This window comes from Archangium gephyra (genome assembly GCF_042230915.1).
GTDB classification, from domain to species: Bacteria; Myxococcota; Myxococcia; order Myxococcales; family Myxococcaceae; genus Archangium; species Archangium gephyra_B.
Genome location: NZ_CP102578.1, coordinates 1,646,364 through 1,667,467 on the forward strand (window position 1 = coordinate 1,646,364; position 21,104 = coordinate 1,667,467).

The 21,104-nt window shown below is 71.0% G+C and carries 15 protein-coding genes; 6 read left to right on the top strand and 9 right to left on the bottom strand.

Features of this window, described 5'->3' with window-relative positions; translation table 11 throughout:
* Nucleotide 1: 1 nt before the first annotated feature.
* Nucleotides 2–2,644: a hypothetical protein gene (locus NR798_RS06620; protein WP_375770570.1), complete on the bottom strand. Its 2,643-nt coding sequence runs from the start codon at nucleotides 2,642–2,644 to the stop codon at nucleotides 2–4.
* Nucleotides 2,645–2,877: 233 nt separating this feature from the next.
* Here NR798_RS06620 and NR798_RS06625 point away from each other — a divergent pair, with 233 nt between their 5' ends.
* Nucleotides 2,878–3,486: an MBL fold metallo-hydrolase gene (locus NR798_RS06625; RefSeq protein ID WP_375770571.1), complete on the top strand. Its 609-nt coding sequence runs from the start codon at nucleotides 2,878–2,880 to the stop codon at nucleotides 3,484–3,486.
* Here NR798_RS06625 and NR798_RS06630 read toward each other — a convergent pair.
* Both NR798_RS06630 and NR798_RS06635 read right to left on the bottom strand, forming a co-directional pair.
* On the bottom strand, nucleotides 3,475–3,702 hold the full coding sequence (locus NR798_RS06630) for a hypothetical protein (protein WP_375770572.1): 228 nt from the start codon (nucleotides 3,700–3,702) through the stop codon (nucleotides 3,475–3,477). The genes NR798_RS06625 and NR798_RS06630 overlap by 12 nt on opposite strands.
* Nucleotides 3,703–3,787: 85 nt before the next feature.
* A complete protein-coding gene (locus NR798_RS06635) occupies nucleotides 3,788–4,480 on the bottom strand; it encodes an HPP family protein (RefSeq protein WP_375770573.1) in 693 nt (230 codons plus the stop codon).
* Nucleotides 4,481–4,610: 130 nt separating this feature from the next.
* Between NR798_RS06635 and NR798_RS06640 the strand changes: the two genes are divergently transcribed.
* The gene (locus NR798_RS06640; RefSeq protein ID WP_375770574.1) at nucleotides 4,611–5,948 is read left to right on the top strand and encodes a M24 family metallopeptidase; all 1,338 of its coding nucleotides are present in this window, start codon (nucleotides 4,611–4,613) and stop codon (nucleotides 5,946–5,948) included.
* A 21-nt stretch (nucleotides 5,949–5,969) separates the two neighbouring features.
* Here the strand turns inward: NR798_RS06640 and NR798_RS06645 are convergent, their stop codons facing one another.
* Nucleotides 5,970–7,160: a hydroxymethylglutaryl-CoA synthase gene (locus NR798_RS06645; protein ID WP_375770575.1), complete on the bottom strand. Its 1,191-nt coding sequence runs from the start codon at nucleotides 7,158–7,160 to the stop codon at nucleotides 5,970–5,972.
* A 166-nt stretch (nucleotides 7,161–7,326) separates the two neighbouring features.
* On the opposite strand from NR798_RS06645, the gene NR798_RS06650 reads away from it, so the two are divergent.
* Entirely contained in the window at nucleotides 7,327–8,085 is a 759-nt protein-coding gene (locus NR798_RS06650) for a YqjF family protein (protein ID WP_375770576.1), read from the top strand.
* 10 nt (nucleotides 8,086–8,095) lie between these two features.
* Here the strand turns inward: NR798_RS06650 and NR798_RS06655 are convergent, their stop codons facing one another.
* Entirely contained in the window at nucleotides 8,096–9,028 is a 933-nt protein-coding gene (locus tag NR798_RS06655) for a hypothetical protein (RefSeq protein ID WP_375770577.1), read from the bottom strand.
* 330 nt (nucleotides 9,029–9,358) lie between these two features.
* Nucleotides 9,359–10,750, bottom strand: a complete 1,392-nt coding sequence (locus NR798_RS06660; RefSeq protein WP_375770578.1) for a protein kinase — start codon at nucleotides 10,748–10,750, stop codon at nucleotides 9,359–9,361.
* A gap of 204 nt (nucleotides 10,751–10,954) precedes the next feature.
* Between NR798_RS06660 and NR798_RS06665 the strand changes: the two genes are divergently transcribed.
* Together NR798_RS06665 and NR798_RS06670 are read left to right on the top strand one after the other, a co-directional pair.
* Entirely contained in the window at nucleotides 10,955–13,267 is a 2,313-nt protein-coding gene (locus NR798_RS06665) for an ATP-binding protein (RefSeq protein ID WP_375770579.1), read from the top strand.
* Complete coding sequence (locus NR798_RS06670; RefSeq protein ID WP_375770580.1) at nucleotides 13,264–15,087, top strand: OPT/YSL family transporter; 1,824 nt, start codon at nucleotides 13,264–13,266, stop codon at nucleotides 15,085–15,087. The genes NR798_RS06665 and NR798_RS06670 overlap by 4 nt, the downstream gene beginning before the upstream one ends.
* 15 nt (nucleotides 15,088–15,102) lie before the next feature.
* Here the strand turns inward: NR798_RS06670 and NR798_RS06675 are convergent, their stop codons facing one another.
* The 3 genes from NR798_RS06675 to NR798_RS06685 form a co-directional block, all read right to left on the bottom strand.
* Entirely contained in the window at nucleotides 15,103–19,134 is a 4,032-nt protein-coding gene (locus NR798_RS06675) for a protein kinase (RefSeq protein WP_375770581.1), read from the bottom strand.
* 247 nt (nucleotides 19,135–19,381) lie between these two features.
* Nucleotides 19,382–20,068 (bottom strand): hypothetical protein, encoded by a 687-nt coding sequence (locus tag NR798_RS06680; protein ID WP_375770582.1) that lies wholly within the window; start codon nucleotides 20,066–20,068, stop codon nucleotides 19,382–19,384.
* Entirely contained in the window at nucleotides 20,058–20,552 is a 495-nt protein-coding gene (locus NR798_RS06685; RefSeq protein WP_375770583.1) for a Wall-associated protein precursor, read from the bottom strand. The genes NR798_RS06680 and NR798_RS06685 overlap by 11 nt, the downstream gene beginning before the upstream one ends.
* A gap of 240 nt (nucleotides 20,553–20,792) precedes the next feature.
* On the opposite strand from NR798_RS06685, the gene NR798_RS06690 reads away from it, so the two are divergent.
* Nucleotides 20,793–21,101 (top strand): hypothetical protein, encoded by a 309-nt coding sequence (locus NR798_RS06690; protein ID WP_375770584.1) that lies wholly within the window; start codon nucleotides 20,793–20,795, stop codon nucleotides 21,099–21,101.
* The last annotated feature ends 3 nt before the right edge of the window (nucleotides 21,102–21,104 follow it).

Genomic DNA, 21,104 nt, shown 5'->3' on the forward strand with positions numbered 1-21,104 from the left:
GCTACGCGGGCTTACGGACGATGAGCCAGTCGAAGGCCTTGAGCGTGCCCCGTTCCTCCGAACCCTGTCCAATGATGAGGTCCGGTCCGGCGTCGGCCTTGTGGGCGACGACCACTTGCTCCGTTTCGACGCCCCATGCTCGTGCCAGTGCTTCCACGGCGGACCAGGCGAGTGTCCCCTTGGGGATGATCCCGTGGAGTCTGTCTTCATTCGTCCAGGGCCATGAGGGCTGGGTGCCCAACCAATTGGCGCGCAACAGGCTGCTACCGACCTGATCCACCGCCAGGATGTTCGCGTGGAGCTGAGAATATTGCCGGTCCATTACGAGCGAGTAGTGCCGCGCGAACTCTCCATCCGCGAATTCCAGCCCCACTTCATGGCGATGCACCAGGATGACCTCCGGGCCCCACTGGCGCCGGGCGATGTCCTCTAGCGTCAGCCACCCTGTATCCGCGAATGCGACCGGCAAGCCTGTCACCTCCCCGCCGCAGCTCCTGACGACCTGTGCCACCTCATTCAGACTCTCGGTCGGCAGCGGCTCGCGCTGCCAGAGCTGCCCCTGTTCCGTGGCCCAGCGCGCCAGCTCCTTCGGGTCGACTCTGGGCAGCGCGGACGCTCGTGCCGCGGATTGGGGAGAGCCAACGAGCACTCCCGAGAGGGATTCGAGTTCGTCGATCCGGAGACCGCCGTTGACGATGATGCCGCGAGAGAAGCCGGGCCCGTACTTCCACATGAAGGAAATGGTCGCCCGGCCCAGGACTTCACCGGCTGGGCCGTGCAGCAGCCTCAGGTTCCTTCCTCGGGCTTGGCGTACGTCCTCGTGCTCGTTCTTGAACCAGAGTGGATCGGTGAGCGCTGATTGCAGGCGCAGCCGCTCCAGCAGCGCGGTCCCCTCCATGTCAATCCAATCCGAGGCCGCGAGCACCCGCTCCAGGCGGCCTGTGGCATCCTCGATGTGGACGTTCACGTCGGGACAGGGGTAGAGCATCGCCAGCGCATCGCCGAACGACAGTTTCTCGAGCTTCTCCTCGTTCACGACGGAGCGCAGCCACTCGGGGACTTTGAGGGGCGCATCGAACCACACCCGGACGCGCGTGCCTCCCTCTCGGAGCCGCTCTTCCTCACGCGCCGGACGCAACAGGGGCCGCGAGCCCAGTCCGGCGTGGAACTCGAGCACCCGCGTGTCCCGCTGCGCCTCCTCGACACGCCGGGTGACCACGCGGACACGGTCGCCCCACATGAAGACCGAGAAGAACCCGATGCCGTACTTTCCCGTGGGCCGGAACCCCTTGGACATGAGTCCGGGGCACTCCGCGCGCGCCAGCGGCGAGGTCCAGTAACTCGTCCCGAAATCGAGCAGCGGTCCGATGAGCACCTCCTGGGACATGCCCAGGCCGGTGTCCTCGACCTCCAACCAGAGCCCCTGCTCGTCCTGGCCTTCCCGGACGATGACATCGCCCCAATTCGCGGGCCGTCCCTCCAGCACCCGCCGGGCCCGTACGGCATCCGCGGCATTCTGGAGGAGCTCGCGCAGCGGAACCCCTGGGTTCTCCCCGTAGAGCTGCTCGCCACCCAGTCTCTTGAGGAGCAAGGGGATGTCACTCACCTTCACCCGCGTGTCCACGGGAAGCCAGCCCTCGGTGGGAATCAGCCGCACCAGACGCAGCGGATCCTCCACTCCCGCCACGCCGTGGACCGCCAGCCGGGGACGCTCGAGGTCCGCGAGCAGTGAGTCCACCGCGTGAAGCTCGCGATCCACCATGCGCAGGGCATCGAAGCACAGCCACCAGGCGGGGGCCTCCTCCAACGGGAAGCGTGACGAGGTGTAGACCAGCCGTTCCGCCTCCCGCCGGGGCTTGAGCAGCCGCTCCTGGAAGGCCCAGTGCGGGTCCGAGTGGCCGCTGGGCTTGCGGAGTGCCCGAAGGAACCCTGGTGCTCGCCGCTCGTCCAGATGGCTGGCGTCCGCGATGCGCAGCAAGCACGCGAGCTTCAGGGGATCCACGAGCCAGGAGCCGGGACACCAGGCGGGGGCGCCGGCGACCTCGGAGAACTCATCCGCCAGCCGGGACACCGGCCAGTGGTGGCTCTGGGCGATGCGTCCGATGAGCTCCCCGAAGGTCTTTCGCAGCCCGACGTCCTCGATGAGGTGGTAGCGGGTACCTGACCGGCTCTTCCACTCGATGGACGGCAGGCGGGACGCCTGCTCCGCATGGCTGGCCCGGAGCAGCTCGCGCAGCGCCTCGGCCGTGACGTCCTCGGGGGGCCGGAGAAGCTCCTCGGGAAGTGGGTGCCGCTCCAACCGCGTGCGCAGGAGCGCGGCGACGGTATCCTGCCAGCGCTGGGTGCCCTGGAGCTCCGCGAGCCCTCCGGGATAGGCCGCCAGGGCCATCCCGGCATCATGCAGCAGGATGGCGCCTCCCAGGACGAAGGCCTCGGGAGGGGTGAGCCGGATTTCAGGCCCGGCCACCAGGGCCGCCATCTCCCACAAGGCGTCCAGGTGGGTGATGTCATGGACGGTGAAGTCCGGCAGGTCCCTATGGATCTCCGCGGTGAGCAGCCTGGCCTTCTCCCGGAATGAAAGGAATGCCTCGCGCAGCCGGGTGCGCGCCTTGTCCTCTTCCGGGGCTCCCAATGCCGACTCCATTGATTCAATCCAGAGTCGCGTCGCGGTGAAGTCCATGGCGGTGGCAGAGATACTCCGTCCCATGCTCCGAGTCGAAAAGGCAGTCCAGGCCATGATGAATCGAGCACAGAGCGCGCAGGTGGGCTCCGCCACGCCGGGTGTGGCCGAGCTGTTCGCCGCCGTCTTCGGCCGCTTCCACGTGCCCCGCGAATCGCCGGATAGGCCGCGCGGAGGTGAGGATAGTCTCAGGCGTCATGAAAGCCCTGCACCGCAAAGAGCTCTACGGCTGGTCCGTCTTCGACGAGGCGCGCAACCTGGATTTCCACAGCGTCCTGTGGGTGCGCCCCGAGGGCAACGTGGTCATCGACCCGCTCCCGCAGTCCACGCACGATGCCGCGCACCTGCGCGCGCTCGGCGGAGTGGCCTGGGTGGTGGTGACCAACTCGGAGCATGTCCGCAACACCCGCGAGCTGGTCTCCACCTTCGGCGCGAAGGTGGCCGGCCCCCGTGCCGAGGCGGACACCTTTCCGCTCAGGTGCGACCGGTGGCTCGCCACGGATGACGAGCTCGTCCCCGGGCTGAGGGCACTGGAGCTGCACGGCTCCAAGACGCCCGGCGAGCTGGCCCTGCTCCTCGAGGACACGACGCTGGTGACGGGAGACCTCATTCGCGGCCACGTGGGAGGCCGGCTCAACCTCCTGCCGGAAGCGAAGCTGAAGGACGCCGCGAAGGCCCGCGCCTCGGTGCGCGAGCTGGTGGCGCGATGGCCGCGCATCGACGCCGTGCTGGTGGGGGATGGTTGGCCGGTGTTCCGCGGCGGACGCGCGGCCCTGGAGGAACTCTCGCGGCAGCTACACGGGTGAGGTGCGCGGCGTCCCGAGCAGTTGCAGCGTGCGCACCGCGACGTCGACGAGCGTCTGCGCGCACGGGTAGCAGCCTCCGCCGCAGCACTGGGGCCACTCGCCCTCAGGGTCGCGCAGGAGCGGATGGACGCAGGCGCGGTAGGTGAGGGGCAGCCCGAGCTCCTCGCACGCCTGCCGCAGCGCCTCCTGCACGCGAGGGTCTTTCACGTCGCTCACCCCGCGGGTGTAACCGCTCGCACCGTCACCCGCAATGCCCCCTGGCCCGTGCTCCCAGGGAGCAGGCATGCCGTTGCCCGGTGCTTCACACCGCGTAGCACGCCTTGCGCGCCACCCAGCGGACGACATCCATGGCGCTGAGGACTCCCACCACCGTGCCCTCGGCGGACACCACCAGCACCCGGTGCACGCGCGCGGCGGCCATCACCGCGGCCGCCTGGGGCACTGTCGTCCCCTCCCGCACCACCACGGGTGACGGGTTCATCAACTCCGAGGCCACCGCACCGGCGCGCTCGGGGTGCAGCCTCGGCGTGTCCTCCTCCTCCTCATCCGAGGCGCGGAGCAGGTCCGCCCGGCTCACCACGCCCACCAGGCGCTCGTCCTCGTCCAACACGGGCACGCCACTCACCTTGCGCGTGGCGAACAGCTCCGCCAGCTCCTCCGCGCGCATCTCCTCGCTGACGCAGTAGACGTCCTGGGTCATCAGCTCGTCCACGCGCGTGTGCTCCAGCAGCGGCGGTAGCAGCGGTGCGTACGCCTCGCCCGGAGGTGGGGACGGCCGGGGGGCCTCGGGATGGCACTGGAGGCTCTCGGGCCCGGTCGCCTCCTCCTGGATGCGCTCCAGGTGTGGGCAGCTTTCGCACGTCCCCAGGTCCACCACATGTTGGGTGGCCGGACACTTCACCGTCCAGCGCACGGCCTCCTCGCCCTCGCCCAGCCCGGTGGACACCCGGTGGATGGGCAGGGTGATTCCTCGCATCTCGCGCAGATCCTTCATGGGCAGCCTCCCCCCGGCCATTCCGAGCGCAAGAGTTGCGCCGCTCGTCGGGCCACGGAGGAGTTGAGCAAGCCGCGCGCCACCGCCGTCACAGGGGTAACCTGGGCGCTCCTCGTTCCGGAGTCGCTCGATGACGCTGCACCGCCGTGCTCTCACCTGCCTGCTTGCCCTGAACGTGGCCTGTGCCACGGCCCGTCCCGTGCCTCCAGGCGCGGAGGCTCCCCGGCTGCTGCCCTGGTCCGAGCAGCTCGCCGTGCGCGAGGCCTGGCTCCTGAAGCGCCACGGGATGCTCCTGCCGATGATGCGCCAGCACGGCGTGGGCATGTGGATCATCGTCAACGAGGAGTTCCACGACGATCCGCTCACCCCGTACGTGGCGCCGCCGCGGCCCTACGCGGGCAACCGGGACGTCTTCGTCTTCCTCGACGCGGGCGAGCAGGGGCTGAAGAAGTACGCCCTGCCGGCCTATGAGGAGGAGAACCTCACCCGCTTCTTCGAGGTGCCGGAGCAGACGCGCGTCTACAAGCAGGTGCTGGGGGAGCTGTACGCGCGGTACCGGCCGTCCGCCATCGCGGTGGGGATCGGCGGCAGGCGCGGGGTGACGCGCAGCCTGACGCGGGACTCCTACACCTACCTCGTCGAGGCGCTGGGCCCCGAGGCGGAGGCGCGCTTCGTCAGCGCGGCGCCGCTCATCGAGGAGTACCTGGACACGCGCATCCCCGAGGAGCTGGAGCACTACCGCACGCTGGTGGTGCTCACGGAGCGGATGGTGAAGCGGGCCTTCTCGCCGGAGGTGGTGAAGCCGGGCGTCACGACGGTGGGGGACGTGCGCCGCTGGCTGTATGACGAGCTGGGGCGCTGGGGCGTGGGCACCTGGTTCCAGCCGGACCTGCGCGTGCAGCGCAAGGGGCAGGGCGCCGGCTCGTCGCGGGGCTTCCTCGCGGTGGCGAAGGAGGACGTGGTCATCCAGCGGGGAGACCTGCTGCACGTGGACTTCGGCATCAGCTACCTGGGCCTGCACAGCGACTGGCAGAAGATGGCCTACGTGCTGCGCGAGGGCGAGAAGGACGTGCCCGAGGGCCTGAAGCGGGCGCTGGCGAACACCCACGCGCTGCAGGACGCGCTGGTGCGGGAGTCGCGTCCGGGGCGCCCGTCCGGCGAGGTGTACGAGGCGGTGATGGCCGCGATGAAGGAGAAGGACATTCAGGCCCAGGTGTACTCGCACCCGCTGGGCAACCAGGGGCACGCGTTGGGGGCCTCCATCGACTTCCGCTCGGCCAGCCGCAAGGACGAGCCCCGGAAGCTGCGCGAGGGCTCGTACATCGCCATCGAGCTCAACACGCGCACCCCGGTGCCCGAGTGGGACGGCGAGGAGGTGTACGCGATGCAGGAGGACCCCGCCTACCTCACCCCCGAGGGCTGGCGCTTCTTCGTGCCCCGGCAGGAGGCGTACTACGTCATTCCGTAGCCGCCTCGTGCCCGGGAGCGCTCAGCGCGCGTAGATGCGCTTGTGGTCGCGCGTGCCCTGGTAGCGGAAGCCCTCGCCGGGCGTCTCCTCGGCGGGCTTGTCGTCCAGCTTCTCGCGCGCGGCCATGATGGCCTCGTACTCGGGGATGCTCAGCGCGCGCCGCTTCTCCAGCAGGTTCTCCAGGCCCAGCGCCTTCACGCGCGCCTGCGCCTCGGGCTGCACCACCGCGCTGAAGAACTCCGCGCACGAGCCGCTGCCGTACGAGAACAGGCCCACCCGCTTGCCCGTGAGGTCCTCGCGCGAGCACGACAGGAGGCTCGCCAGCGCCAGGTACATGGAGCCCGTGTAGATGTTGCCCACCTGCGAGGGCAGCACGAGGCTCGGGCCCACCAGCCGGTCGAAGCTCGCGTCCACGTCCTTGTCCCCGTCCAGCGTGCGCACGTGCCGGTGCGCCTTGCGCGACATCTTCCCGTACGGCACGTGGTACACGAGCGCGGCGAAGCGGTCGCTGTACATGCCCTCGCCGCCCGCGTCCCCCGCCGCCTCCTGGTAGGCCTTGTACGCCCCCTCCAGCGCGTCCAGGTAGCACTGCACCGAGTAGTGCCCGTCCACCACCGCGTCCTTGGAGTAGAGCGGACGCCAGAAGTCCATCACGTCCTTGGCGTACGCGCCCGTCTTCCCGGTTTCGAAGGCCAGCAGCTTGGGCTTGTCGGACACCAGCAGCGCCACCGCGCCCGCGCCCTGCGTGGGCTCACCCGGCGTGCCCACGCCGTAGCGCGCGATGTCCGAGCAGATGATGAGCGCCTTCTTCCCCTTGGCGCTGCCCGAGCGCACCCAGTCCATGGCCAGCAGCAGCGCCGCGGTGCCGCCGTAGCAGGCGTGCTTCGTCTCGAAGACGCGGCAGCGCGTGGAGAGTCCCAGCAGGCCCTGCACGTACGAGGACACCGGCTTGGAGTGGTCCACCGCCGTCTCGGTGCCCACCACCAGCATGCCCACGTCCTCCGTGGTGCAGCCGGCCGCCTCCATGGCCATCCGCGCCGCGCGCGCCGCCAGCGTCACCGTGTCCTCTTCCACCTGCGGCACGGCCATCCGCGTCACGCCCAGGCCGTCCACGTACTTGCCCGGCGCCACGCCACGCGCCTTGGCCAGCTCCGCCAGCTCCACGTACGTGGGCGGCACCGCGATACCAAGGCTCTCCAGTCCTGCCTGCATCCAGCTCTCCTTCAATTCTTCAGTGGGGGGACACTGAAAGTTGGGGGGAGAACAGTCTGACTGATTGGACGGGTGTGTTTCCACCCCCGGCGCCGCCTTGTCCTGGTGACAAGGTGGGTGGATGTGGTGCCCCACCCGGGAAGGCTCCGGAGTTATGAATGCGCCCGTGCCCGAGATCGATCGCCTCAGTCCCACGCGCCGGCCGGACGAGCGGCCCGTCATGTACCAGCGCTGGCGCCACCTGCTCTTCCTGCACTGGGCGCTGCCGCCGGAGGTGATGGCGCCGCTGCTGCCGCCGGGGCTGACGTTGGACACCTTCGACGGCAAGGCCTGGGTGGGCCTAGTGCCCTTCACCATGCAGGGCGTGCGTCCCCGGGGCCTGCCCGCGGTGGGCTTCCTGTCGGACTTCCACGAGACGAACGTGCGCACCTACGTGCACTTCCAGGGGAAGGATCCGGGCGTCTGGTTCTTCAGCCTGGAGGCGGCCAACGCCATCGCGGTGCGGCTGGCGCGGGCCTGGTTCAAGCTGCCCTACCAGTACGCGCGCATGGAGCTCACCACGGGAGGGGAAGGCGGAAGGGAAGGGGAGGCGATCGCCTACCGCTCCGAGCGCCTGTGGCCTGGGCCCACGCCCGCCACCTGCGCCGTGCGCTGCACGCCCCGGGGCCCGGCCGCGCCCTCCATGCCGGGCACGCTCCAGCACTTCCTCGTGGAGCGCTACTTCCTCTACTCCACCGCCAAGGGCTCGCTCTATCGCGGCCAGGTGCACCACGCGCCCTACCAGGTGCGCGGCGCGGACGTGGAGGGCCTGGACGAGTCGCTCCTGGCGGCCGCCGGCATTGCCCGCCCCGCCGGGGCGCCGATGGCGCTCTTCTCGGAGGGCGTCGACGTGGACGTGTTCCGCCTGAGGCGCGTGGAGCCGTGACGCGGCGGCCTCAGCAGGAGCCGCAGTCGGCGGCGCAGCTCTTGGTGGTGGTGCCCGTGCCGCAGCTCTCCGTGGCCTGGCACACGCCGTCGCCGCAGCTGTAGAAGTCCGAGGGCTGCATGCGCGTGGTGACGGGCCGGTAGGTGACACCGTTGTAGGTGCACGAGGTGTAGAAGGTGTTGGTCGCGTCGCGGGTGCAGTAGGTGGAGCAGCTGCCCACGTACGTCATGGGCGTGCACTGAGAGGCATTGGGCGAGCCGGCGAGGCCACACACGCGCGGGCTGCTCTGGCTGCTCGTCAGGGACAAGCCGTCATTGCCGCCGAAGACGCCCGTGCTCCCGTCGAAGAGGTTGCCGAAGAAGCACGCCTCCTTGACGCTGTAGTCCGTCAGCTCCTGCGTCGTATAGGTGATGGTGTTGCCGGCCCCGTTGAGCCCCAGCAGCGAGATGGTGACGTGGATGCCGAACTTGTTGGCGTGCGCCGCCATGCATGCCGACACCACCTGCAGCTCCGCCGTGGTGGCCGCCGAGCCGCTGGCCCAGCCCGGCGCGAGCCCCAGCACGCCATTCCACGTATAGGTGGTGCCCCCGCTCGTGTACGAGCGCGTCTCGCCCGACGGCACCGCGCACGCCACCACGTACTTCATCACCTCGTTGCGCACGGTCGTGTCGGCCTGGAACCAGCTGTCGAAGCTGCTCGTCGACAAGCCATTGAGACTCAAGCCATTGAGACTCAAGCCATTGAGACTCAAGCCATTGAGGCTCAAGCCATTGAGGCTCAGCCCGTTGCCCACGATGATCTTCTGGGCCGTGCTCCCCCACTCCTCCTGCCCGCCCGTTTCGTCCGGCAGCCCCTCCGCCGGGCCGCACCCCACGGCGCAGGCCAGCAGCACTGCCAGGAACTCCCAACCACTGCGCCGAGACTCGAAGGTCTTCAACAGCATGGTCCACCCCCTGGGAACGGATGACGCGGGATATGTCGTTCTGCGCTGCACTCCCCCTCGTGGAGCCCCTCGGAATCCCACCCGACAAGCTGAACTCCACGCCATCAGTGTGAGTACTGCTATCGATGAAAAAAAGGATACCCCGGTCAAAACCGTCTAATCGGTCAAGATTGAGACACCTGAAATGTCGGTATCGGGCAACCAATCCACGCGCGAAGTCAGCCAGTGAAAGGGCTTTCACGAGCCGTGCGTGGACGTGCGAAGACGACGCGAGGCGCCAAAGGCCTCACGTCGTCTGGGATTGGCGGGAAATGGAAGGGAGTGGGGGGCTCAGCCCGCCAGCGGCAGGGAGCAGGCGCGCGCGGCCGAGGGGGTGACGCCGAAACCGCTCGCGTCGCGCACCACCCAGCCGGCGATGTCCGCCAGGGGACCCCCGGTGATGTCGAGGCCCTCGGGGCCGCGCCGCGCATCCACCTGGCCCACGTGGACGCAGGCGTGGACGCTCACGCGCGTGCCAGCCGCGAGCTTCTGGGCGCGCTGGTGCAGCTCCCGCGCCTTCTCCAACAACTCCCGGGCGTCCACGCGCGGCGTCTCGTCCAGGGGACGCACACCCAGCAGCGCCATGCCCGTCTGCACGGCGAGCACGAAGCCCGCCGCGCGCAACTCCTGCTCCAGGCCGTCGAGCACCTCGGAGACGGCGGCGTACGCGGCGTCGTCCTCGGCGCCCTCCTCGAGCTCCACCTCGGCGTGCAGGGCGAAGGCGCGCACGCTCCTGCCCGGGGCCGCCGTCCGCTCGGCGCCCGCCGGAGCCACCGCTTCGCGCAGCGCGGCGCGGAAGGAGGCCACGTCCTGGTAGCGCCGCTCCGCTTCCTTCTCCAGGCAGCGCAGCACCACCGCGTCCACCGCGGGCGGCACGGGCACTTCCGTGCTCGGCCGCGGCGCCGGCGCCTCCAGGTGCATCCGCTCCACCTCCAACCGGTCCTCGGACTGGAAGGGGTAGTGGCCGGTGAGCATCTGGTAGAGCAGCACGCCCAGCGCGTAGATGTCCGTGGTGGGCCCGATGTTGCCGCTGCGGAACTGCTCGGGCGCCATGGCCTGGGAGGTGCCCAGCCGCTGGCCCGCCACCGTCAGCCCCTCCTGCCCCGGCTCCGGGTGGATGAACTTGGCGATGCCGAAGTCCAGCAGCTTCACCACCGGCGGCTCGCCCTCGGACACCACCGCCACGTTGCTCGCCTTCAAATCCCGGTGCACCACGCCCGCCTGGTGCGCCGCCTCCAGCGCCGCGCACACCGGCTCCAGGTACGCCAGCGCCCGCTCCGGCGTCAGCCGCCCGCGCTCCTGCAACAGCTGGCTGAGCGTGCGCCCCGGCAGCAGCTCCATCACGTAGTACGGGCTGCCGTCCTGCAGCATGCCGAAGTCGTAGACGTCCACGATGTGCGGGTGGCGGATCTGATTGACGACCCGCGCCTCGCGCACGAAGCGCTGCAACATCTCTCCCTGGTCCGTCAGGTGCGGGTGCAGCACCTTCACCGCGGCGCGCCGGCCGAGGATCCGATGTTCAGCTTCGTACACCGCGCCATGGCCCCCCGAGGCGAGGACGGCCTTGAGCATGTACTCGCCAGCGAGGGCCCCGGGCGCGAGCTGCACGCGGGCGGGATGCTCTCGGGGCGGCGTCCGCTCGGTGCGGGGGAGGATGTGAAAAGTGCTGTCCGTGTCCGCCATTGCTTCAAGTTTACCACCGCCGCCGGAGGCCCTGTTCCGAGGGGGGGGCCTCTGTCGAGCGCCCGGCACTTCGGCTACCCTCATGGGGCGATCTGTCCAGTGGTGAATGGAGGGGCCCACGGGACACCGGGAGGGTCAGGTGCTCCGGCCCCCGACTCTGCTGGATACTTCCGCGGCTGACGAACTCCTGCCCCCGGGAAGAGCATGGCCATGAAGATGGTGGACGATCTCACGATGTGCGGAGGGCCCGCGAAGCCGCTCCAGTCTTCGGAGAGCGCGTGCCTCATCCTCACCAGCACGACGACGCCGGCGGCGATCGGAAAGGTGTTCCGCATCGAGTCCGCGGAGCACGTGCTCGGACGGGGAGCGGACGCGGGCTTTCAGATCAACGATCATGGCGTGTCGCGCAGGCACGCGCGCATCAGCCGCTCGGCCGAGGGCAATTTCCACCTGTCGGATCTGGGCTCGACCAACGGCACCTACCTCAATGGCGTGCGCGTCGCGTCCGCCGAGCTGCACGAGGGGGACCGGGTGCAGATCGGCACCGTGACGGTGCTGCGCTTCTCCATGCGCGAGCTGGTGGAGCAGGGCGAGGAGCAGCTGCGCCAGGCGCTGAGTGCGGCGCGCGTGGGCATCTGGGATTGGAACGCCGTCACCGGCGCGGTGACGTGGAGCGAGCAGGTGGACCGGCTGCTGAGCCTGCCGGTGGGCTCGCTGTCGGGGCGCCCCACGGACCTGTCCGAGGTGGTGCACCCGGGAGATCTGCCGCGCGTGCGCGAGTCGCTGGCCACGGCGCTCGCCCAGCGGGCCCACCTGGATGTGGAGTACCGCATCGAGCTTGCGGGCGCGCGCGGCCGGTGGCTGTCCTGCAAGGGTGATGTGCTGTGCGACGAGACGGGCACTCCGGTGCGCATCACCGGCACGGTGATGGACATCACCGAGCGCAAGGTGGCCGAGCAGGAGCTGCGCCGCCAGGCCCTCATCTTCGAGAGTCTGTGCGAGGGCGTGGTCGTCACGGACCGGGCCGGGCGGATCATCGACTGGAACGCGAGCGCGGAGAAGATGTTCGGCCGGGGCAAGGCCGAGGCGCTCGGGCAGACGCTCTTCTCGCTGCTGCACCCGGGCGCGGAGGACAAGCGCACGGGCGAGGTGCTGGTGGCGCTGGAGCGCGACGGCCGGTGGACGGGGGAGATGGACTTCAAGCGGGCCGACGGCACGCAGAGCTACTGCGAGTCCGTGGTGGCGCCGCTGCGGGACGCGGAGGGCCGGACCATCGCGCACATCATGGTCCATCGCGACACCACCGAGCGCCGCCTGCTCCAGTCGCGGCTGCAGATGGCGGACCGGCTGGCCTCGGTGGGCACGCTGGGCGCGGGCGTGGCGCATGAAATCAACAACCCGCTGGCGTACATGCTCGTCAACCTGCACCTCATCTCCGAGGGGATGGATCGGCTGAGGAGCTCGCCGGTGTCGGAGGCGGTGGAGCCGCTGCACCAGGTCATCCGCGAGACGGTGGAGGGCGCCGAGCGCATCGCCTCCATCGTGCGTGACTTGAAGACGTTCGCCCGGGGCCAGCAGGAGGACCGGCTGGGACCGGTGGAGGTGAGCAAGGCGGTGGAGCTGGCGTGCAAGATGGCGGACAACGTCATCAAGCACCGCGCGCGGCTGGTGACGCAGTTCGAGCCGGTGCCCTCGGTGCAGGGCAACGAGTCGCGGCTGTGCCAGGTGTTCCTCAACCTGCTGCTCAACGCGGCTCACGCCATTCCCGAGGGGGATGCGAAGGACCACGAGATTCGCGTCGTCATCCGGGAGACGGGCGCGGGCGAGGTGGTGGTGGAGGTGCGCGACACGGGCGTGGGCATGTCGCCGGAGGTGCAGGCGCGCATCTTCGATCCGTTCTTCACCACCAAGCCGGTGGGCGAGGGCACGGGGCTGGGGCTGTCCATCTGCCACGGCATCATCGACTCCATGGGCGGGCGCATCGCTGTGGAGAGCCAGCCGGGCAAGGGGAGCACCTTCCGCGTGAGCCTGGGCGTGGCCGGTACACCGGCGGAGGTGCGGGTGGAGCCGGCACCGGTGCCCACCGCGGGCCGGGCGCGCATCCTGGTGGTGGACGACGAGCCCTACGTGACGCGGGCGCTCCAGCGCTCGCTGTCGCCGGACCATGAGGTGGCCACCGTCAATGGCGCGCGGGCCGCGCTCAAGCTGTTGGACCAGGGCAACCGCTTCGACCTCATCCTCTGTGACGTGATGATGCCGGGGATGACGGGCATGGACCTGTACGCCGAGCTCAACCGCGCCACGCCGGACCAGGCCCAGCGAGTCGTTTTCATGACGGGTGGTGCCTTCACCCCGCGCGCGCTGAGCTTCCTGCAGGAAGTGTCCAACCCGAAGCTCAGCAAGCCGTTGGATCTGCGCCAGCTCCGGGCGCTGGTGAGCCGCTCGGCCCAGTCACCCGCTCCGGCCGCGGCGCCGGCGGCCTCGCCGGTGGCGGTGCTCCAGGGAGGTGCGAGATGAGTGAGCGCCAGTCAGGGCGTGCGACGGCCGCCCCCGCCCCCACCCCCGTGCCCGTCCCGGAAGAGTCCGGGGCTCCCTCGCTCCACCCGGTGTCCGCGCCGGCTCCCGCCGTGCCCGAGTTGACGCCGCGCGCCCTGGTGGCCGGAGGGCTCATCGGCGCGGTGGTGGCCGTCACCAACGTGTACACGGGGCTGAAGACGGGCTTCTGGGAGTCGGGGTGCGTGCTGTCCTCGCTGCTGGCCTTCGGGGGCCTGACGGCGCTGTCCCGGCGGAGCGCGCCGCCCTCGCCGCTGGAGACGAACCTCTCCCAGACGACGGCCGTGTCCGTGGGCGCCATGCCCGCCAGCGCGGGGCTGCTGGGCGCGGTGCCCGCGCTCGCCATGCTGGGGACACAGCCTCCCGGCTGGGCGGTGGCGCTGTGGGGCGTGGGGCTGGGGACGCTCGGGGTGCTGTTCGCCTTCTCGTTGCGGCGCCGCCTGCTCGAGGAGGAGGCGCTGCCCTTTCCCACCGGTGCCGCCACCGCGGAGCTCATCTCCACGCTGCACTCCACCGGCTCGGCCTACGCGGCGCGCGTCCGGGGCCTCTGGGCGAGTGGGCTGGCCTCCATGGGGCTCACCTTCTTGAGGGACGCGCGGGGCCTGGTGCCGCAGATGTCGCTGCTGCCCGGGACGCTGAAGGTGGGCGGGCTGGGCGCGGACAGCCTGACGCTGGGCATTGGCTGGAGTCCGATGCTGCTGGGCATCGGCGTGCTGGTGGGTCCCCAGGCGGGGCTGAGCATCCTGCTGGGCTCGGTGCTCGCGTGGGGCGGGCTGGCGCCCTGGCTGGTGCGCACCGGGGTGGTGACGGAGGCCGGGTACCCGGCCCTCTCCGGGTGGCTGCTGTGGCCCGGCGTGGGGTTGATGGTGGGGGCGGCGGCCACGTCGCTCCTGTCGCAAGTGCGCGCCCTGCCCTCGGTGATGCAGGACCTGCGCGGGCTGGGCAAGGACGGCGAGGGCTGGGAGTCCACGGCCGGCCGGTGGGTGGCGAGGATGGTGCTCCCCGCCATCCTGCTCACCGGGGTAATGGCGTGGTTCGCCTTCCAGCTCAGCCCGCTGTACTTCCTGCTGGCGCTGCTGCTGACCTTCCCGCTAAGCGCGGTGTGCGCCCGGGCGACGGGCCAGACGGACATCGCGCCGATGAGCCCCCTGGGACAGCTCGCGCAGGTGGGCTTCGGCATGACGGTGCCGGGGCAGCCCGGCCTCAACGTCGCGGCCGGCGGGGTGGTGTCGGGTGCCGCGTCGCATACCAGCGTCAGCCTGTGGTCGCTCCAGGCCGGGCGCCTGCTGGGGTCCAGCGCCTCGCGCCAGCTGCTCGTCCAGCTCCCGGGCCTGCTGCTGGGCGCCGCCGTGGCCATCCCCACCTATCACCTGCTGCTGTCCACGCACGGGCTCGAGTCCCCGCTGCTGCCCATGCCCACCGCGCACCAGTTCAAGGCCGTGGCGACGCTCACCGCGCAGGGGCTGAAGGGAATGCCGGAGTCGTCCACGCTGGCCACCGGCCTGGCCTTCGCCGTGGGCGTGCTGCTGTCGGCGGGCGCGAAGGGGCGGCTGGCGCGGTGGCTGCCCTCGGCCGCGGCCATGGGCATGGGCTTCGTCGTGCCGGCCGCCTTCGCGGTGACGCTGTGCCTGGGGTCCCTGCTGGCCGCCGCGGTGGGCCGCTTCCGCCCCTCCGCCACGCAGACGGTGCAGTCCGCGGGCGCGGGTGCCATCGTCGGCGAGTCCCTCCTGAGCGTCATCATCTCGGCGCTGGTGGCCTTCGGCCTGATGTCGGCTCCGGGGTAGGGGCCTTGCCGGCCCTCACGCCGCCGGGGTGACGTGCGCGCTCTGGAGGCTGCGCTTGAGCCGGCCTCCCATGACGTTGGGAATCTTCTCGGCCCGGCGCAGCGCTTCCTCCAGGCAGCGCACCGCCGCCGCCCGCTCGCCCCGCCTCAGCCACGCCAGCGCCCTCAGCTCCAACACCTCCAGCGGCTCCTGCTCCACCGAGTATTCGTTGGAGCGCGCCAGCAGCGCCTCCCACTCCTCGGGCGTGGCGTCGCGCGTGACGAGCTCCACCGCGTTGAAGATGACCTCCTCCGAGGGGCTGAACTCCGCGCCGCTCTGCTTCAACGTCTGGCGGATCTCCTTCAGCAGCGCCCGCGTCTTCTCGTTCTGCCCGGTGTAGGCCAGCGCCCGGGCCTGCAGCAGCAGCGCCCACGGCCTCGGGGCCATCTCCGGGTGGTGGCGCTCCAGCTCGATGGCGCGGGCGATGTGCGGCGCCGCCGCCTCCGCGTCCCCCGCCTGGTAGAGCAGCTCGCCCATGTTGTGCTCGGCGAAGTACTCCCAGCCCACCATGCCCAGCTCGCGCCCCAGGTGCAGGAAGCGCTCCTGGTCCAGCATCGCCCCCTGGAAGTCGTTGCGCGCCACCCAGAGGTTGCGCCGGTTGTTGATGGCGCTGCCCAGGTGCAGCCGATCCCCGCGCTCGCTGCACTCGGCGATGACCTCCTCGAAGATGCGCTCCGCCTCGTCGATGTGGCCGATGTTGGGGAGGATGACCCCGAGCAGCAGCTGCGCCACCACCAGCGACTCGTAGCCGGCATCCCCCAGCTTCCGGGCCCGCTCGGCCGCCTCCTGCAAGGGCTCGCAGCACTCCTCCCACTGGCCGTTGCGGAACTGCGCGCGCCCCAGGCCCAGCAGCAGCCGCACCTGCAAGAGCGGTGATTGCAGCTTCCCGGCGAAGACCATCTCCTGGGCCGCGTACACCCGCTCCTCGGAGCGCGCGTAGTCGTTGATCCAGTCGTAGGCCATGGCCTCGTCCAGCAGCAGGTCCACCTCGTCGGACATCGCCTCCAGCTGCCGGGCCAGCTCGCGCGCCGCGGCGAAGTCCGCCAGCGAGTCCTCGTAGCGCCCCACGCGGTAGCGCATGAGGCCCCGCCCCCGCAGCACGGTGAGGCGGCGGCGCCGGTCCTCGGTCTCCAGCAAGTCGAGCGCGCGCGTATAGGTGGACTCGGCCTCGATGTACGCGTGCCGGCCGCGGGCGGACTCGGCCAGGTCGATGTAGAGGGCGGCGGCCTCGTCGCGCAGGCCGGCGGCGGCGGCGTGCAGGGCCAGGCGGGGCAGGCGCTGGCGCTCGGCGGCGCCCGCCCGGCTCTGGTAGTAGCGGAACGCGGCGCGGTGGATGCGCGCCCGGTCCGCCTCGGGCAGCGAGCGCTCCACCGTGGCGCGCAGCAGCTCGTTGCGGAAGCTGAGGCCTTCCTGGCGGTGGCTCACCAGCAGGCCGAGGTCCAACAGCCGGCGCGTGGCGTGGCGCGGGTCCAGGGGGAAGTCCGCTGCGCCGCCGTCCTCCTCCAGCTCGTGCACCACGCCCTCGGCCTCGGCGGCGGTGAAGTCCGGGCCGAGCAGCGCGCACAGCCGCGCGTGCGCCGCCAGCTCCACCGGCAGCGCGCCCAGCTCGCGGTCCGCCAGCCAGTCCACCAGCCGCAGCTCCGGCATCCGGTCCAGCTCGTCCGTGGCCAGGTACCAGCTGCCGCCGTGGGCACGCTGGCGCACCAGCCCCTGGCGCTTGAGACCCCGCACCAGCTCCACCAGGAAGAGGGGGACGCGCTGGGCGCGCTCGGCGAGGTACTCGAGCGCGGCGGTGGGGATGTTCTCCGCGGGGCGCAGGAGGGTGCGGCACAGCTCCACGGCGCTGGGCGGCGAGAGGGGGCCGAGCGGCAGCACGAGGCGGCGCGCGGCGCGCGTACCCCAGGAGGGGCGCAGGCGCTCGAAGCCGGGGCGCGCCAGCACGCACACCCAGAGGGGCAGGCGGGACTCGGCGAGCGCGGCGTACTCCAGCGCGTCCAGGGCCGTCTCCTCGGCGTACTGGGCGTCGTCGAGCAGCACGCACAGGGGCCGGCGGCGGGCGCGCGCGGCCAGCAGCTCACCGGCGGCGCGCATGGCGAGAGAGCGGAGCGCGCCAGGGGCCGCGGCCCAGTTCTGCAGCCCGGCGGCGCCCGGAGCCAGCCACCCGAGGGTGGAGGCCACGCCGGGCCACAGCTCGGTGGCCAGCTGGGGCCCCAGCAGCTCGAAGCAGGTGGCGCGGCCCTCGTGGTCGGAGCCCGTCAGCTCGGCGTCGCCGCGGAAGTCGTAGAGGGCGCCACGCAGCAGCATGCGCAGGGTGCCCTCCGGGTCTCCCTGCACCGGCTCGCGGGCGCGCCAGGTGACCACCCGCGCATTGGGCAGGCCCACCTGGAGCTGCTGGGCGAGCGCGGCGCTCAGGTGCGTCTTGCCGTGGCCCCGATCCCCCAGCACGGTGACGAGCGTGGGCGCGCCTTCCACCAGCGCCATGCCCGCGCCCTCCATCAGCTCGGCCAGCTCGCTGCCGCGGCCCACCAGCACCCCGCTGCCGTGCTGGAGGATGGTGACGTCCTCGCGGCCGAGGCTCGCCGATGCACGCCGGTAGACGCCGTCGCGGCCCGTCACCGGCTCGCACGGCAGGTCCGGAAGGGCCTCGGCCGCCGCGCCCGTCAGCAGCAGGGTGGAGGGGTCGTCGTCGGTGGGGTAGCGGTCCTTGCGCGCGAAGATGGGGCCGAGGTAGCGCGCGGGGCCGCCGGGGCGGCGCTGCACCGTGACGGTGGCCACGTCCACCAGCGCGGCGGGCGCGAGGTTCTGCGCGGCGAGGCCCTCGGCGGCCTGCCGGGCGCGTTGCACGGGGTTCTCCCCCGCGTCCGGATCGAAGACGCCGGCGAAGCGGGTGCCCTCGTGGGAGGCCATCTGCCCGCCGAAGCTGGCGAGCGCCTTCTGCACGGTGACGGGGTTGGCGCCCGAGCGGAAGAAGAGCACCGCCACCGAGCGCCGCACGGGCGCGGGCGGCGTGGGCGCGGCCTTCTCCAGCAGCGCACGCGTGGGGGTCAGCGCGGGAGGCTTGTCGGTGCTGGCCAGCGCCTCCTGGAGCGCGAGCCGCAGCACGTCCACGGTGTCATAGCGGCGCTCGCGCTCCTTGGTGAGGCAGCGCAGCACCACCTGCTCGATCGCGGCGGGCACGGGCACCAGCTCCGCGGGGCGCAGGGGCCGGCGCGCCAGGTGGGCGTGGATGACGTCGGACGGGGTGCCGAAGAAGGGCGGCCGGCCGGTGAGCATCTCGTAGAAGAGGATGCCCAGCGAGTAGATGTCCGAGCGGATGTCCAGGCCCGACTGGCCCGAGCACTGCTCCGGGGACATGTACTCGACGGTGCCCGCGAAGGAGTCGCCGATGGGGGGCGTGGGCTCGTCGGCGGAGGTGAGGGGGGGCGTGGCCACCGAGCGCGCGAGGCCGAAGTCGAAGAAGCCGGCGGAGCGCGTGTCGTCGTCGAGGAAGACGTTCTCGGGCTTCAGGTCTCCGTGGAGGTAGCCGTGGCCATGCACCACCGCGAGCGCGTCCAGCAGGGCCCGTGCGCGCGAGGTGAACTCGGCGAGCGGCATGGGGCCGGACACCTGGGCCATGCGCTGCGCGAGGGTGGGCCGCGCGATGAACTGCATGACGAGGTACGGGGCCCCGTTGGGGAGGGTGCCGGTGCCGTGCACGGCGGGGACGGTGGGTGGGCCGATGACGCGCAGCACCTCGGTCTCACGGGCGAGCTGGGCGCGGGCGAAGGGCACCTCGGGGTGGGCCACCTTGATGGCCACGTGCAGGCCGTCGTGCTCGCGCCAGGCGGAGTAGAGGGTGCCGAAGCCGCCGCGCGCCACCTCCTCCTCCAGCCGGTAGCCGGCGATGACGAGGGCAGGCGCCAGCGTCCGGCCACGCCCCGCCGAGGGGGCGTTGGTCGGGGTGGCTCCTCGGGGACAGTGGGCGTGGGTCCCCTCCCAACGCTGCCCGCATGTCACACAACGCGGCACGTCCCCAATCTACCGCAACCCGGCCGATTTTCCCCGCTGCGGCCGCGCTTCCGGGCGGAAATCGGCAACTCCGGGGGGCTGGGAGAGCCAACCCGGTGGGGTGGCTTCACTCCGAGCGGAGCACGGACGCGGTGTCCGCTCCCCCTGGAGCCAGGGAGAGCGTCGCGGGCTGTCCTGGAATGCGTGGGTTCATCGGCACCCAGGCGCGAGTTCTACCGGGTGCATGTGGATGAAGGGGCACCGTCCTTCAGCCCTGCTTCGTGACCGGCGGCCCGAGCCCTATGGGATCCCACACGAGCTGCTCGGTGGGCGTCAGCTTCATGTGGGTGAACCCGTGGCGCTCGACGAAACGGGCGAAGCGCTCGGAGACGGTCAGGCGTCCATACAGCCCTCGGGGACGGAAGATGTCCTCTCCCCGCCAGGTACCGGGCTCCAGGGTGTAGCCGTAGATGGCGTTCTTGGTCGCCTCGCGGCATTCCTCGCACGTGGGAGGGTCGTCGGCGTAGACGATGCGGCTGCGCGCCATGTCCACGGCTGCGTGGCTGAAGCAGGGCGTGACGGCCAGGTAGTGGGGCACGTGGACCGGTTTGGGACCCCGTCGCTTGCGGCGCACCCGGACCACCTCCACCGGGTGGAAGCCCTCCAGCCCCGTCAGGCCTTCCTCCCGGAAGGCCCGGGCGAACCGCTCGGAAACGAGCAGGTCATCCCCCGAGGTCTCCATGAAGTCCCCGAGCTCCTCTCCGTGCAGTACCAGCTCGACGCGGTAGGGGGGCAACCACTGCAGCATTCCTATTGCGCCACCGCACCGCGGGCAGAGGGCCGCGTCTCCACGATTGACGGGCTCGCTCTTGCCGACGTCGACATCATGACGGGATCCGATCTCGCCCTTCTTCAGGACGAAGAAGCGCGGAGAGGCCGCCGGCTCAGAAGCCATGGGGGAACCTCGCCAGCATGTCGGGCCGGTTGTAGATGAGCCGGAGGTAGGCTTCGAACTGCTTCGCGGTCGCTTCACGGTTGTCCTTGAGCCATTGGATGACCTCCGCGTCCAAGTCCCGGTGCCACCGCTGGTAGCCGCAGTGGGCTTTTTTATCCACGGCCCGGGTGACGAAGCGCTCGTCGCGTGGCTTGTACTGGCCCTTGAGCGTCTTGTGGTCCTCTAGCGCCTCGGCGATGGGCCGGGAGATGACGTGGTGCAGCTGCCCCGTGCACTCGGTGGGCTCGGAACAGGCCGCGGCCGCAGCCTGTGCTGCATCATCTCCCTTGCGGATGGCCTGCTCCACCACCCCGGTAGGCGCCGTGGCCTTCTCCGCGAGCTTCAGGGCCTCACGGACCAACACATCCTCGCACAGGCACTCCGGTGCCTCGCTGGGAGGGGAGGGCAGTTGTGTGAGCAGCAGCACCAGCAGGCTCGCGAACATGAGTTGCTCCAAGTCAATGACCGGGCCCGGAGGCTACCGTGAGCGCACGGGCTTGTGGCTGGGGAGGTGAGCGCCTAGGCACGAGCCTTCCCGGGTGCAAGGGGACGAGGGAGGGCCGCCCCGTCCGCAGGGATGAGAGGGCGGGGGCGTGACACCTTGCGCCAGAGAGCGAGCGGCTCCACCTAGAAGGGGTCAGGGTCTCGGGTGGAGGTTGGGGGAGCCACTCCGGAGGTGTCTTCCGTGAAGCTCGATTTTTCCTCGTTCCTGCTGGGATGCGGTGTGGGGGCCAGCTCGCTGCTGTTGAGCAGGCATCTGCGTCCGCTGATGCTGGAGGTGGCCACGCTCCTCTTCCGCGTGCAGGAGCGGGTGATGGCGGCGACGCCGATGGGGCAGGAGGCCCTCGCGGAGCTGCTGGCCGAGGCCCGGGCCCGAGCCTCCCCGCGCGCCGGACGCCACTCCCCCCCGAACCCTCCGGCCAACGTTCCCACGGATCACTCCGCAAGCCCCCCCGCCAAGCACCCCTCTCCCTTCGGGAGAGGGACGGGATGACCG